The sequence below is a fragment of the Euzebyella saccharophila genome, assembly GCF_014855495.1.
Taxonomy (GTDB): domain Bacteria; phylum Bacteroidota; class Bacteroidia; order Flavobacteriales; family Flavobacteriaceae; genus Euzebyella; species Euzebyella saccharophila.
The window spans coordinates 1,340,168-1,354,605 of record NZ_JACYFJ010000001.1; the positions used below are offsets into that span (position 1 = coordinate 1,340,168).

A 14,438-nucleotide genomic window follows, 5' to 3' on the forward strand; every position below is an offset into this window, starting at 1 on the left:
TCCTTACTTGTTATCTAATTGAATTCTTTCCACCGCTTTAATTCGGTCTGCAAAGAAACCACTTTTTTCCGGATATTTCAAACTTAAAATTTTATAGGCTTGAATGGCTTTTTTATACTTCTTTTGCTCGAGGTACACCTTTGCCAAAGTCTCCGTCATTAGCTCCTTTTTGTCGATTTTTATCGATTCTGAAATGGCTATTTTTGGTACGTTTTCTTTAGGTTTGATTTTGGGATTTTCCGCTATGAACTTATCAATTAGGTCGAATTTCTTCTTTTTGAGTACTTCTTCCTCCAAGGAATTGTCTTCTTCCTTTACCTTTTCCTTTGATTTCTTTTTAGAAGTTTCCTCAGGTGTATCCTCTCGCTTAACGGATTTAAATGCGGTAAGCTGAAGCCACTCTCCAAAACTGTATTTTTCCCTTTTTGTGAATGGTAACGGTTCACCAATTTCCAAATCCTTCTCCGCCATTTGCTTGGAACGTGCAATTTCAGCATCAATACTGGGGTCTTTGGAAGAAAAAAGTTGAGGGTCAAGAATGCTATCCGCTTCCTGTTTGGAAATGGGTATGGGCTCTTTGGTGTCCTCTTCTGCTTTATCAATTAAAATTTCCTCGGAGATAATTTCAGTGTCTTCCAAGGAAGTGGACTTACCAGAAATGGTATCAGCAATGGCATTTTGTAAAAAATCTTGAGAGGTAATAAAATCGAATAGTACATCACGGTCCGTGGTGTATGCCGCGGTCAGCTTAAGGGCGTTGTTGTACTTAAAACTATTAAGGTTCTTTAGGCCCTTTAAATGCAATGCCCGTGCCGCCTGAAAATAGGGGTACTCCTCCAGCACCTCTTCCAACTGATTGGTCTGAACAGGGTTTACCACCTTTTCCGGGTTTTGTAATAAGTATGTAAAATCCTTTACATTCATAGGGCCTTGTTACTAGACTTAGATTACCAATCTGCCAAAGAGGCATTAAAGATATCTTGGGTAATTCGTTCAAAAATTACTTCTAAGGCTTCGTCCTTTACGGCAGATAGCTGCAAATTATCGGCATAATCATAAAAGAAAGAAAATCTTTGGTCAAAATCTGCATCTTCCTTTGTTTTATTATAGAATCTCACTTTCACTGCCATAGATAGTCTATTTTGTGCAGCGGTCTGCTGGGCAGTTGCACTCATAGGGGAAATCCGGAATTCAACAATTTCGCCTTCATAAAGTAAATCCCCTCCAGAAGATACCAAATTTAGGCTGGTCTGGTTTTGAATACGGTCTTGTAAGGCCAAGGTAAAATCACGATCCAAGCCCGGTTCAAAAGTGGAACCCGGACTTTGCGTGGCATAATTTTGAAATCTGGGTACGCTAAAGGTCGTTGCCGTACCTACATTACCGCCCGTAAAATTATATACGCCACAACCACTTAAACTAAGGGTGAGTGCTATGCAACCAAGATAATATAAAATGCTTTTCAAGATTCTAGTTCTTATGAAATGAATGAATTTACAGATCGTACTGCTTTATTTTTCTATAGAGGGTACGTTCAGAAATGCCTAGCTCTGCAGCAGCGGCCTTTCTTTTTCCGCGGTTACGCTCCAAGGATTTTTTGATCAGTTCTACTTCCTTTTCCTGTAAAGATAGGGTTTCTTCTTCCTCTATTTCCTCGGCAAAATGGTACTTGTCCTCTGCGGGAGGTCTACTTACGGGTGTTTCTACTTTGGGTTCCGGTAAATGTAGTACCTCTAAGGAGGAACGGTCTATATCTTCAACATCTTCACCATTTTCTCCGTAGATTTTTCTAATAAGGCCTTCATTTTCTTCCTGTACCTTTTCGCCATTGTCATTCTTCATGAGCTCCAAGGTCAATTTTTTAAGGTCATTTAGGTCGCTTTTCATATCAAAAAGAACCTTGTACAGAATTTCACGCTCGTTGCTAAAATCGCTTTCGTCCTTCTTCTGGTTCACCACAGCCGGTAAATTGGTGCTTCCGGAATTTGGTAAATAACTATTTAAGGTAGACCAGGAAACCTGCCTGCTTTCCTCAAGAACGGAAATTTGTTCAGCAATGTTTCTGAGCTGCCTAATGTTACCCGGCCAGCGATATTTGAGCAACAGTTGTACGGCATCATCATCCAAACGGATGGTAGGCATTTTGTATTTCTGACCAAAATCTGAAGCGAATTTTCTAAAAAGAAGGTGAATGTCTTCCTGTCTTTCACGTAACGGCGGAATGTTTATTTCTACCGTACTTAATCTATAGTAAAGGTCTTCGCGAAACTTTTCCTTTTTAATGGCCTCGTACATATGTACGTTGGTGGCGGCCACAATACGAACATTGGTCTTTTGTACTTGGGATGATCCTACTTTTAGAAATTCACCGTTTTCCAAAACCCTTAAAAGCCTTACTTGGGTGGTAAGGGGCAGTTCCCCAACCTCATCCAAAAAGATGGTACCACCATCGGCCACCTCAAAATATCCGCTTCGGGTTTGGGTAGCTCCTGTAAAAGCGCCCTTTTCGTGACCAAAAAGTTCACTGTCTATGGTTCCTTCAGGAATAGCTCCACAGTTAACGGCAATATATTTAGCGTGTTTTCTATGGCTAAGGGAGTGAATGATCTTTGGAATGGATTCCTTACCAACCCCACTTTCTCCGGTAACCAATACGGAAATATCCGTTGGTGCCACCTGAACCGCTTTTTCTATGGCCCGGTTAAGTTTGGGGTCATTGCCAATAAGTTCAAAACGTTGCTTTATAGCCTGTACACTTTCCATAATATGCTTAACCGTTAAAAAACGGTGTTGTTATTTATATTTGAATTGGGTTAGCCCTGATTTTTTGAATAGCCAACCGCCTTGCCCAAAAGCGTGGCAGAAGTACAATCTTGCATTTCAACCAAGACAAAATCACCCACTTGGTAATGTTCCTTAGGAAAAACGGCAACCGTATTTTGCGAGTTTCGGCCCATCCAATGGTCATCTGAACGTTTAGAACTTCCCTCAATTAGAACTTCTTGAACTTTTCCCAAGTTGGCTTGAATGCGCTCAAAGGAGTGTTGTCTTTGTAGGTCAATAATTTCGGTAAGCCTTCTTTTTTTGATATCATCGGGCACATCATCCTCCAATTTTCTTTCAGCTAGTGTGCCTGGCCTTTCGGAATAGGCGAACATAAAACCATATTCGTATTTTACATATTCCATTAAGGACAAAGTATCTTGGTGGTCTTCTTCCGTTTCCGTTGGGAAACCTGCGATCATATCCTGTGATATGGCACAATCCGGTATAATCCTTTTAATGTTGTCTATCAGTTCAAAATATTCTGCACGTGTATGTAGGCGGTTCATGGCCTTCAAAATACGGTCACTACCACTTTGAACGGGAAGGTGAATGTAATTACAGATATTTTCATATTTGGCCATGGTGTGAATAACATCCAAGGTCATGTCCTGTGGATTGGAGGTTGAAAACCTAATACGCATTTTAGGCTGTGCCAAGGCCACTTTTTCCAATAATTTTGAAAAGTTAACGGCCGTGGCGCGTTCCATTTCCGAAGCTTTGTCAAAGTCTTTTTTAAGCCCTCCACCATACCATAGATAACTGTCCACATTCTGGCCTAAAAGGGTAATTTCCTTGAAGCCTTTTTCCCATAGGTCATTTACTTCTTGGATAATGGACTGTGGGTCTCTGCTGCGCTCCCTTCCCCTTGTAAAGGGTACCACGCAAAAAGTACACATATTGTCACAACCGCGGGTAATGGAAACAAAGGCTGTGATTCCGTTCGTGTTAAGCCTTACAGGTGCAACGTCTCCGTAAGTTTCTTCCTTGGATAGAATGACGTTCACCGCATTGCGACCTTCATCTATTTCTTGAATTAAATTGGGTAGGTCTTTGTAAGCGTCCGGCCCAACCACCATGTCCACAATTTTTTCCTCTTCCAGAAATTTATGCTTGAGTCGTTCTGCCATACATCCAAGAACACCCACTTTTAAATGGGGACGGTCTTTTTTTATCGCATTGAATTTCTCCAATCGCTTTCTAACGGTAAGCTCTGCTTTTTCTCGTATGGAGCAGGTGTTTACCAATACTAGGTCTGCTTCATTTAGTTGTTGTGTGGTATCAAAGCCTTCTTTAGAAAGAATGGATGCCACAATCTCACTATCTGAAAAATTCATTTGGCAACCATAGCTTTCAATATAAAGTTTCCTTGTATTGCCATTGGTACCGTCTAGTGAAAGGGTGGAACCTTGTAAAGATTCGTCAATTGTTTTTTCCATGTATTATTCCATCATAAATGCGGGCTGCAAATATAGGGCTTTATCTATCAGTGTGACAAATTGACAGTGAACTTTAATAGTATTTTAAACATAGGTCAGTTCCTTATATTTGTTTCATAACAATCAACCAATTGCCACATTAAATATGGATTTTAACCAAGTTACCTCTCGGATTTCAAAAAGCGATAAATTGGAATTTGGGGCTATTTTAACCAAGACTTTTGAATTGTATAAAAAAGTATGGCTCCAAGGTTTTTTTACCCTACTATTTGGGCTTTTATTAATTGCCCCATTTTACGTACTGTTATACATACCCATGATTGCGGCCGGAGTAACTGAGCCTGATATGTTGAAATCTGAAGAAATGAGTCCGGTATTGGGTCTAATGATGATGGTGCTAATGCCAATTTTAATGGTTGCTGCTATGACTACGGCCATCGCCCTTAATGCCGCTTTTCTAAGAATTTGCCATCACAAGTATCACAATTTGGATGTACAGGATGATTATTTTTATTTTTTTAAAAATGGTAGGTGGAAAAAGAGTTTGGCACTTGGGCTTATAATGTTGGTAATGGCTTTTTTAGGCGCCATGATGTGTGGGGTAGGTATTATTTATTTTGTAGTGCCCATTTCTTTGTTGCCCGCATTTTTTGCTTTTGCTGAAAGTCTTTCACCTATTGAGATTACAAAAGCTAGTTTGCAATTGGCCAATAAGAATTGGTTGGTCATTTTTGGTTTGATACTGCTAACGGGATTCATTGCAGAGCTGGGCATAATTCTTTGTTTTGTTGGCATTCTGTTTACTGCCATGCTCTCAAAAATACCTATGTATTTTGTATATATGGATGCTATGGAAAGCGCTAACGATACAGAAATTATTTAGTTAAATAATAGTTATGTTACGCAACTAAACGGTGAATTTTCCATCTTTTGGGAAACAAACCACTTGCTATTATGAAAAAGACTTTTCTAGTATTGTTCCTAGCCTTTACGGCACTATTTACCTCTTGCTCCGATGATGATAACTCTGAAAAAAAGGAATATCGCGTAGCGGTGCCCCTTACATCGGATTTAAGGGTTTTTAAAGAAGAGGCCGTTGATGTTATGGAGCCAGAACCTATACAGCAATCCGGTAAGATATATGCATATCAAGACTTTGTGTTCGTTAATGACCTTTACAGAGGTATTCATATTATTGATAACAGTAACCCGTCCACTCCACAAAATATAGCATTCATTAAATTGGAGGGTAATAACGACATCTCTATTAAAAACGATAGATTATATGCGGATAGTTATGGTGATTTGGTAATTTTTGATATCTCGGACATTGATAATATACCTGCGGCGAAAAGAATTGAAAATGCTATTTATCAAGAATTTTGGTGTACGGTAGGGTTCGATGTGGATTGGCCAGAGGCCGATTATTTTGATTATAGCGAGTTTGATGCCGGAAATGAGGCTATAGTTGGTTGGGAAGTGAAGAGAGAACGTCTGAGCCAAGCAGAGTTTGAAAGTAGGTTTGGTTATAATGATTTGGCGTTGCAAGATGGTATTGCCTTTAGTGAACCTGCCAGAGCTGAAAGTGCTGCTTCTGATAACAGTACGGGACAAGGTGGTTCTTTGGCTCGGTTCAAGATTGTAGGCAACTATTTATATGCAGTAGAATGGTCCAGTATCAGCATTTTTGATATTTCCGATTTAGATAACCCTGTTACCTTAGAGGATGTGTACACCAACGGCGCCATAGAGACTATTTATAATCAGGGTGAAATTCTGTTTTTAGGAGGGCCACAGGGAATGTACATCTACGATATAAGTAATCCTGAGAAACCGGTTTTTGTGTCGGACTTTCAGCACGGGACAGCATGTGACCCCGTAGTGGTTGATGGGGATTGGGCCTTTGTTACCTTAAGGGGCGATACTTTTTGTGGCAATACGGAAAGTGGTCTTTACGTGGTAGATGTATCCAATTTGACAAATCCATCCTTGTTTAAATTTTATCCATTAGCGGGACCTTATGGTTTGGGCTTTAAGGAAGAGTTATTGTTTGTTTGTGATGGTGCGGATGGTTTAAAAGTTTTTGACAAAAGCGATGTGGGCAACATTAAACTTATAAATCATTTTAAAGATATTGTTACTTATGATGTAATTCCGCTATCACAAAGTTTATTGATGATTGGGGACGGAGTGCTCTATCAATATGCCTATTCTGAAGGGAATATTGAACTTTTAAGTGAATTTAGTCTTAACTAATCCTTTATAATAAAGCTCTAAACGCCCCGTTATGTCGGGGCGTTTTTAGTTTGCTAGCCTAGCTGTTGTAAGGCAAATTAAAAATTTCAATTACTTTTGTTGCATCAAAAAACCGTTAATGGCCAAGAATTTAGTAATAGTAGAGTCGCCTGCAAAGGCAAAAACCATAGAAAAGTTTTTAGGAAAGGATTTTAAAGTAGAGTCCAGTTTTGGGCATATTGCAGATTTGCCTTCCAAAGAACTTGGAGTGGATGTAGATAATGATTTTGAACCCAAGTATATTGTTGATTCTGACAAGAAATCCTTAGTGAAAAAATTGCGGGATTTGGCCAATAAAGCAGAGACTATATGGTTGGCAAGTGATGAAGACCGTGAGGGAGAAGCTATTTCATGGCATTTGGCAGAAACACTAAAACTGGATAGGGACAAGACTAAAAGAATCGTTTTCAACTCTATTACTAAAAGTGCCATTCAAAAAGCGATAGAGAATCCGCGTACCATTAATTATAATTTGGTAAATGCCCAACAGGCAAGAAGGGTGTTGGATCGTTTGGTAGGTTATGAACTATCGCCTGTTCTTTGGAAAAAGATAAAACCAGGGCTATCTGCAGGTAGGGTGCAATCCGTTGCCGTACGTTTGATTGTTGAAAGGGAAAGGGATATAGAAGCTTTTACTCCAGAGGCTTCCTTTCGTATATCGGCAGAATTTAAGACAAAAGAGGGCAGTACGTTTGCTGCAAAATTGAATAAGACTTTTGCGTCAAAACAAGAAGCTCAAAACTTTTTGGAGCAGAATATAGGAGCCGATTTTTCAGTTGGGAGCCTAGATAAGAAACCGGGAAAAAAGTCGCCATCCGCGCCTTTTACAACTTCTACTTTGCAACAAGAGGCCTCCAGAAAATTATATTTCTCGGTTTCTAGGACCATGCAAGTTGCCCAACGTTTGTATGAGGCCGGTCTTATAACCTATATGAGAACGGATAGTGTTAATTTATCTGGCGAGGCCATAAATGCTGCCAAGGATGCCATTATTAAGAATTACGGGGAGAACTATAGTACTGTGCGTAATTTTAAGGGTAAAAGCAAAGGTGCCCAAGAGGCGCACGAAGCCATAAGGCCAACGGATATCACCAATCAGTCACCTTCTTTGGAGCGTGATCAGATGAAGCTTTATGAGCTTATCTGGAAAAGGACCATTGCCTCCCAAATGAGTGATGCCCAATTAGAAAGGACCAATGTGAAAGTGGTGGCCAATACCCATCAAGAGCAGTTTAGTGCCAATGGGGAGGTTATAAAGTTTGATGGTTTTCTTAAAGTGTACATGGAAGGGGTAGATGAAGAAGACCTGGTCGAGGAGCAAGAAGGAATGCTTCCGGCAATGGTGGAAGGGGAAGCGGTTTCAAATAACTATATAACCGCAACCGAAAGGTTCTCACGAGCTCCGTATAGGTTTACGGAAGCTTCATTGGTAAAGAAATTAGAGGAGTTGGGAATCGGGAGACCTTCTACGTATGCTCCCACTATTTCAACCATTCAGAATAGGGGATATGTGGAAAAAGGCACAATAGAAGGAACGGAACGTGCCTATGTGCAGTTATTGCTTGAAGCAAATTCGGTAAAAGAAAAGAAATTGTCGGAGATGGTCGGTTCCGATAAGGGCAAATTGGTGCCTACGGATATAGGAATGATCGTAAACGACTTTTTGGTAAGTCACTTTGCCAACATTCTAGACTATAACTTTACGGCCAAGGTAGAAGAGGATTTTGATGAAATTGCAGAAGGAGTAGAAGATTGGCAAAAGGTAATGAAGGAATTCTATAAGGATTTTCACCCTACGGTGTTGGATGTGGAGGAGAATGCCGATCGTGCCAGTGGAGAACGTATATTGGGAGAAGATCCAAAATCGGGTCGCCAAGTTTCGGTTAGATTAGGTCGTTTTGGGCCCATGGTACAAATAGGCACCGTGGAAGATGAGGAAAAGCCGCAATTTGCAAGTCTTTTGCCAGACCAATCCCTAAATACCATCACCTATGATGAGGCAATGGAACTCTTTAAGCTACCTAGAAAATTAGGGGTGTACGAAGGGGAAGAGGTTGAGGCCAATGTAGGTAGGTTTGGGCCTTATGTGCGTTTCGGTAAAAAATTCGTATCCCTGGAGAAAGGGGAAAGTGCCTTTGATGTAGATTTTGAGAGGGCCGTAGAGCTAATTAAGGAAAAGCAAAAGGCAGATGCCCCCATTTATAAATACGAGGATAAAGATGTAACCAAGGGTGTTGGTCGTTTTGGACCCTTTATCAAATGGGACGGAATGTTCATAAATGTGAACAAGAAGTATGATTTTGATAACCTTTCTGAAGCCGATCTTATAGAACTCATTGAGCAAAAGAAGCAAAAAGAGATTGAAAAAGTTGTCCAAAACTGGGAAGAAGAAGGAATTAGAATAGAAAAGGCCCGTTGGGGAAGACATAATATCATTAAAGGTAGGGTCAAAGTAGAACTGGCCAAAACCGTAGATGCCGCAAAAATGTCCTTGGAAGAGGCTAAATCTTTAATTGAGGCCAAAACTCCAAAAAAGAAAACGCGAGCAAAGAAGAAGAAATAGAAATTTTTATCTCAAAAGCAATAAAAAGCAGGTCTCAGATTTTAGGGAGCCTGCTTTTTTTCTTTTAAAGCCCCTTTTCAGTCGCAAACTTTCAAAGTGATAGTTATCTTTGAATTTATTGAACGTAACCTAGACTACTCGCAAACTTTTTAAGTAATGGAACTAGATTTTTTAGTACCGGTGGATGATAGGGTTTTGGCCCATTGCGAACTTCTTCCCCAACAGGCTATTGGTAAACATGTAAAAATACATTCAAGACAGGAGGGGATGCCACAAATGCATGGTGTTACCCTGGCCATTTTGGGTGTTAAAGAATCCAGGAACGCTTTTGAAAAAAAGCCGGAAAAATTGGATGTATCCGCAATTCGAATTCAATTGTATAAACTGCTGTTGGGAAATTGGAATACGAGCTTGGCAGATATTGGGGATATTGAGGAAGGGGCTACCGTAGAGGATACTTATTTTGTGGTTAAAAGTACAGTTGCGGCCCTGCTAAAAGAAGATATTGTACCTATTATTTTAGGTGCAACCCAAGATATTACCTATCCTGCCTATAGGGCTTTTGACGATTTAAAAAGTTTGGTCAACCTTGTTTCTATTGATAGTAGGTTCGATTTTGGAATGGACGATGAGTTAATTTCTTCCCATTCCTATATGAGTAAAATCATAACGGACAAACCTAACAATCTTTATAACTTTTCCAATATTGGGTATCAGAGCTATTTCAATGCCCAAGAAGAAATGGATTTAATGGAAAGGTTGTTCTTTGATGCCTACCGCTTAGGGGAATTGGGGAACGATATAACATTGGCAGAGCCGGTGTTGAGAAACGCTCATATGGTAAGTCTGGATGCCCGGGCGGTAAGAGCCAGTGAAATGGGCTACTCAGATAGTTTTTCGCCTAACGGCTTTACAGGCCGTGAAATTTGTGCTATTGCCAGATACGCCGGTTTTGGAGATAAAGTAAGTGTTTTTGGTATTTATGAGATGGAGAACGCCAATCAATCCAGTCAATTGATTGCCCAGATTATATGGTATTTTATTGAAGGGTTTAATTTTAGGATAACGGAAAGTCCCCTTGAGGAACTTGATAATTTTACCAAGTACAATGTGCCTTGTGATACGGAGCAGCTGACCTTTCATAAAAGTAGTCTTACCAATAGGTGGTGGGTGGAAGTTCCATCAATCTTAACACCACACACTAAAACCAATTCAGTAGCGTTATTACCTTGCACAAAAACTGACTATTTACAGGCTTGTGACCAAATAATACCAGAAAGATGGTTAAAAGCCTATAAAAAAGGGTTCAATTAATTAAGGTTTGTTTCAAAAGGCTGTTGTTCAAGGGTTTTGGAAAGAATCAAATCAAAAAGTAGAGAACCCGAAAAAAAATTAAGTATATATCCTGTTGATACAATATTTTAAATAAATCACAGTTTTAGAGTGTAGAATTAAAGCATAGTATTTGCAGTTAATAACCAAGAATCGAAATTTAACCTAAAGTATGAAAAAGCTATTGTTATCATCTATAGCGTTTGTCTTTTTGCTGAGCAGTTGCGGCTCAAGAACAAAAGGAGAGCTAGTCGGGGCCCAAGGTAATAAGTGGTATCCGGAGAAGCCTTATGGTATGGAGCTCATTCCAAGAGGTTCCTTTATTATGGGTAAAACCGAGGAAGACCAGGCCAAGCTCTTGAACGCGCCAACAAAGACCGTAACGGTTCGATCGTTCTATATGGATGATACCGAAATTACGAATAGTGAATATCGTCAGTTTGTAGAATGGGTAAAGGACTCCATTACCAGAACTAGATTGGCGATTCTTGCAGATGAATTGGGCTTGGGCCCAGAAGATGGAGGTATTGGAGACTATGCATTTAAGGATGCGGATACCACCAAACTTTCTGCATATGACAAATATATGTTGGACAATTATGCCGGAATGGGAGAAACCGGTTTTGAGGGAAGAAGCTTGAATAAGGATGAAAATCTTGTTTGGGATATTTCCGATTATCCAGATGAGTACTATACTGAGGTAATGGACTCCTTATATATTCCTGAAGAGGAATCGTATAATGGTCAGCGTACAGTAGATGTTACTAAATTAAAGTACAAGTACAGTTGGATGGATATTGAGGCCGCTGCTCGCTCCAGAAAAGGAAGTAGAAAGGACTTTATCCGTCAAGAAGAATTGGAAATCTACCCAGATACTACCGTTTGGATCAGAGATTTTGAATACTCTTACAATGAGCCAATGCACAATGATTATTTCTGGCACGATGCCTATAGTGACTATCCCGTAGTTGGGGTGTCTTGGGATCAGGCACGAGCTTTTTGTAACTGGAGAACCAAGTTCAAGAATGACGACCAAAAAAGTAGAGGCAAGCAATTTGTGAACCAATTTAGATTGCCTACCGAAGCAGAATGGGAATATGCCGCAAGAGGTGGTATTGAAGGAGGAACTTATCCTTGGGGTGGTCCTTACGTAATTAGTGATACGGGTTGTTTTATGGCCAACTTTAAACCTCAAAGAGGGGATTATGCAGCAGATGCCGCTTTATATACGGTAGAAGCTAAATCCTATGAGCCAAACGACTTTAACCTTTATAATATGGCGGGTAATGTTTCTGAGTGGACCAACTCCAGCTATGATCCCAATTCTTATGAATTTGTGTCTACTATGAACCCTAACGGTGGTGATGGCGCCAACGAAAGAAAAGTGATTCGTGGAGGTTCCTGGAAAGATGTTGCTTACTTCCTACAGGTAAGTACAAGGGATTATGAGTATGCAGATTCTGCTAGAAGCTATATTGGCTTTAGAACCGTACAGGATTACATGGGTGAAGAAGATTCAACACAGTAAAAAACATTTCCCAGGCTTAACGGCTAAAATTGCCCTTGGGAAAGGCACATAATAATTTTTTCAAATACACCGTTCTGAATTATAGTGATTTATCTTATTTCAGAACAAGAATACAAACGTAAAACCAAATCTTTATTTTTAACATTAAATTTCAAATTAAATCTTAAATTATGGCACAGTCAAAATCAACAAAGAAACTGTTTAACATGGCCTATGGCCTTGGAGCATCGGTAGTAATAATTGGTGCGCTATTTAAAATCCTACACTGGGAACTTGGTCCTCTTAACGGTGGAGTTCTATTAGCTATTGGTCTTATTACTGAAGCACTTATTTTCGCAATTAGTGCCTTTGAACCAGTTGATGATGAATACGATTGGTCTTTGGTTTACCCAGAATTGGCCGGTGGTGAATCTCAAGGTAAGAAAAGTAACCAAGCTGTTGAGGTTAAAGAAGCTGAAGCTTCCTTATCAGCTAAATTGGATAACTTATTGAAAGAAGCTGGTGTAGATGCCAACTTGATGGAAAGCTTAGGTTCTAGCATCCGTAATTTTGAAGGTGCTGCTAAAGGAATCGCTCCTACGGTTGATGCAATGGAATCTACAAGAAAGTACTCTGAAGAAATGGTACAAGCTGCCGCTCAAATGGAGTCTTTGAACAGCCTTTATAAAGTACAGTTGGAGAGTGCTAGCAAGCAAGCTTCCGTAAACGAGGAAGTAGTTCAAAATGCTGCTGCCCTTAAAGACCAAATGGAGTCTTTGGCTACCAACCTTTCTAGCTTGAACGGTGTATACGGTGGTATGTTGACTGCAATGAACAGAAACTAATTAGATATTAGTAGTTACCCCAAATCATTTATTTAATCAAAATCTAATTAGAAAACATGGCAGGAGGAAAACAATCACCACGTCAGAAGATGATTAACCTAATGTACCTGGTTTTCATCGCAATGTTGGCGTTGAACATGAGTAAGGAAGTACTTTCGGCTTTCGGTATTATGAACGAAAAGCTTGAGGCTTCCAACGCCAAAACCATAGAAAGTAACGAAGCCTACTTGGCGAACTTAGGAGTGAAAGCGGAAGAAAATGCCGCTAAGTACAAAGATTTGTACGCTAAAGCTCAGCAGATAAAAACTATGTCCAAAGAGTATTATGACTATTTGGAAGGTTTAAAAACTGAGATGATGGCAGAAGTTGAAGATCCAAAAGACTACATGGTAATGGACAAGTCTGATTATTTGGATCAGAAATTCTTCCAAGGAGATGGCCTTTCAGAAGGTGGACAGGAATTCATGAAGAGAATTCAGGATTACCGTACACAAGTAGCGGCCATTGTTCCTGATGGTATCAAATCATCTGTTGAAGCAAGGTTCGAGACTAACGAGGTTACCACTCGTGACGGTTCTAAGCAAGATTGGATCAATTATCACTACGAAGGCTTCCCTCAAGTGGCTTCTTTGGCCAAATTGACTGCGCTACAAGCCGATATTAAGGCTACCGAAGAGTCTGCTTTAAAGGCGATGCTAGAAGGTGAGTTGAGCGATCAAGTATCTTTGAAGAACTTTCAGACTTCTTTGTTCGGTAGTAAGTCCGCTTACTACAGTGGAGAGAAATATGATGGTAAAATCATCATAAGTAAAACTGATAACAGTTCTAAACCAGTAAGGGCAGAATTGACCTTGGATGGTCGTAAGCTTTCAGAAGGTTCAGATTATCAATTGGAAGAAGGTGGTGTTAAAATGTTGATCAGTGCCGGTTCTCCTGGTGACCACGAGGTGAAAGGAAAGCTTTTCTTTTCTCAAGATGGTGAGGAAATCGAAGTACCTGTAAACAACACTTTTGCAACTATCAGCAAGCCAAACGCTGCTTTAATTGCTGCCGATAAAATGAACGTAGTTTATAGAGGTGTTGCTAACCCAATGTCTATCTCTATTCCTGGTATTCCTAATAACAAGGTTACTGCATCTGCTCCTGGTCTTAAATCGGCCGGAGGTAGTAAGTACGTTATGAACCCAAGTACGGGTAGAACCGTAACTATTACCGCTAGCGGTAAGTTACCGGATGGTCAAACGGTTTCTTCTAAATCTGAATTCAGAATTAAGGATATTCCAAGACCAGCAGGTACTGTAAGTAAGCAAGATGGTACGGTTAAAATGCCAAGAAGAAACATGGAAATCGCTACTATTGGCGCAATGTTGGAAGACTTTGACTTTGATTTGAACTTGGCTGTTAGTGGCTTTAAATTCAAAGTTCCTGGTCAGCCTACTGTAAGCGTGAACGGTAACAAATTGAACGGTATGGCCAAAACGGCTCTTAAGAGAGCTAAGAGAGGTGATGTAGTTCAGATTTTTGATATCCAAGCTTATATTACCAATAACAAAAGCTACAAGCTTAAAAAAGTATCTCCTGTAGTTGTGGAGATTACAAACTAATAAATATGTTGAAAACCGGGTGGTCCTAGA

The 14,438-nt window shown here is 39.9% G+C and carries 11 protein-coding genes; 7 read left to right on the forward strand and 4 right to left on the reverse strand.

Features of this window, described 5'->3' with window-relative positions; genetic code table 11:
* Positions 1–3: 3 nt before the first annotated feature.
* Genes IL355_RS05590 through miaB form a run of 4 tightly spaced genes read right to left on the reverse strand, consistent with a single transcriptional unit; the run spans position 4 to position 4,262 of the window.
* Positions 4–924, reverse strand: coding sequence for a hypothetical protein (locus IL355_RS05590; protein ID WP_192461166.1), 921 nt, complete (start codon positions 922–924; stop codon positions 4–6).
* Between the two features lie 23 nt (positions 925–947).
* Entirely contained in the window at positions 948–1,457 is a 510-nt protein-coding gene (locus IL355_RS05595) for an LptE family protein (RefSeq protein WP_317175477.1), read from the reverse strand.
* A gap of 37 nt (positions 1,458–1,494) precedes the next feature.
* Positions 1,495–2,763, reverse strand: coding sequence for a sigma-54 interaction domain-containing protein (locus IL355_RS05600; RefSeq protein WP_192461168.1), 1,269 nt, complete (start codon positions 2,761–2,763; stop codon positions 1,495–1,497).
* A 50-nt stretch (positions 2,764–2,813) separates the two neighbouring features.
* Entirely contained in the window at positions 2,814–4,262 is a 1,449-nt protein-coding gene (gene miaB / locus IL355_RS05605) for a tRNA (N6-isopentenyl adenosine(37)-C2)-methylthiotransferase MiaB (RefSeq protein ID WP_192461169.1), read from the reverse strand.
* 145 nt (positions 4,263–4,407) lie between these two features.
* Here miaB and IL355_RS05610 point away from each other — a divergent pair, with 145 nt between their 5' ends.
* From IL355_RS05610 to porM, 7 genes are all read left to right on the forward strand, one after another.
* On the forward strand, positions 4,408–5,145 hold the full coding sequence (locus tag IL355_RS05610; RefSeq protein WP_192461170.1) for a hypothetical protein: 738 nt from the start codon (positions 4,408–4,410) through the stop codon (positions 5,143–5,145).
* Between the two features lie 71 nt (positions 5,146–5,216).
* Positions 5,217–6,518, forward strand: coding sequence for an LVIVD repeat-containing protein (locus tag IL355_RS05615; protein WP_192461171.1), 1,302 nt, complete (start codon positions 5,217–5,219; stop codon positions 6,516–6,518).
* 118 nt (positions 6,519–6,636) lie between these two features.
* Positions 6,637–9,120: a type I DNA topoisomerase gene (gene topA, locus IL355_RS05620; protein ID WP_192461172.1), complete on the forward strand. Its 2,484-nt coding sequence runs from the start codon at positions 6,637–6,639 to the stop codon at positions 9,118–9,120.
* Between the two features lie 156 nt (positions 9,121–9,276).
* Positions 9,277–10,434, forward strand: a complete 1,158-nt coding sequence (locus IL355_RS05625; RefSeq protein ID WP_192461173.1) for a formimidoylglutamase — start codon at positions 9,277–9,279, stop codon at positions 10,432–10,434.
* Between the two features lie 190 nt (positions 10,435–10,624).
* Positions 10,625–11,980: a T9SS ring complex lipoprotein PorK/GldK gene (gene porK, locus IL355_RS05630; RefSeq protein WP_192461174.1), complete on the forward strand. Its 1,356-nt coding sequence runs from the start codon at positions 10,625–10,627 to the stop codon at positions 11,978–11,980.
* A gap of 170 nt (positions 11,981–12,150) precedes the next feature.
* A complete protein-coding gene (porL, locus tag IL355_RS05635; RefSeq protein ID WP_192461175.1) occupies positions 12,151–12,804 on the forward strand; it encodes a type IX secretion system motor protein PorL/GldL in 654 nt (217 codons plus the stop codon).
* Positions 12,805–12,860: 56 nt separating this feature from the next.
* A complete protein-coding gene (porM, locus tag IL355_RS05640; protein ID WP_192461176.1) occupies positions 12,861–14,408 on the forward strand; it encodes a type IX secretion system motor protein PorM/GldM in 1,548 nt (515 codons plus the stop codon).
* The last annotated feature ends 30 nt before the right edge of the window (positions 14,409–14,438 follow it).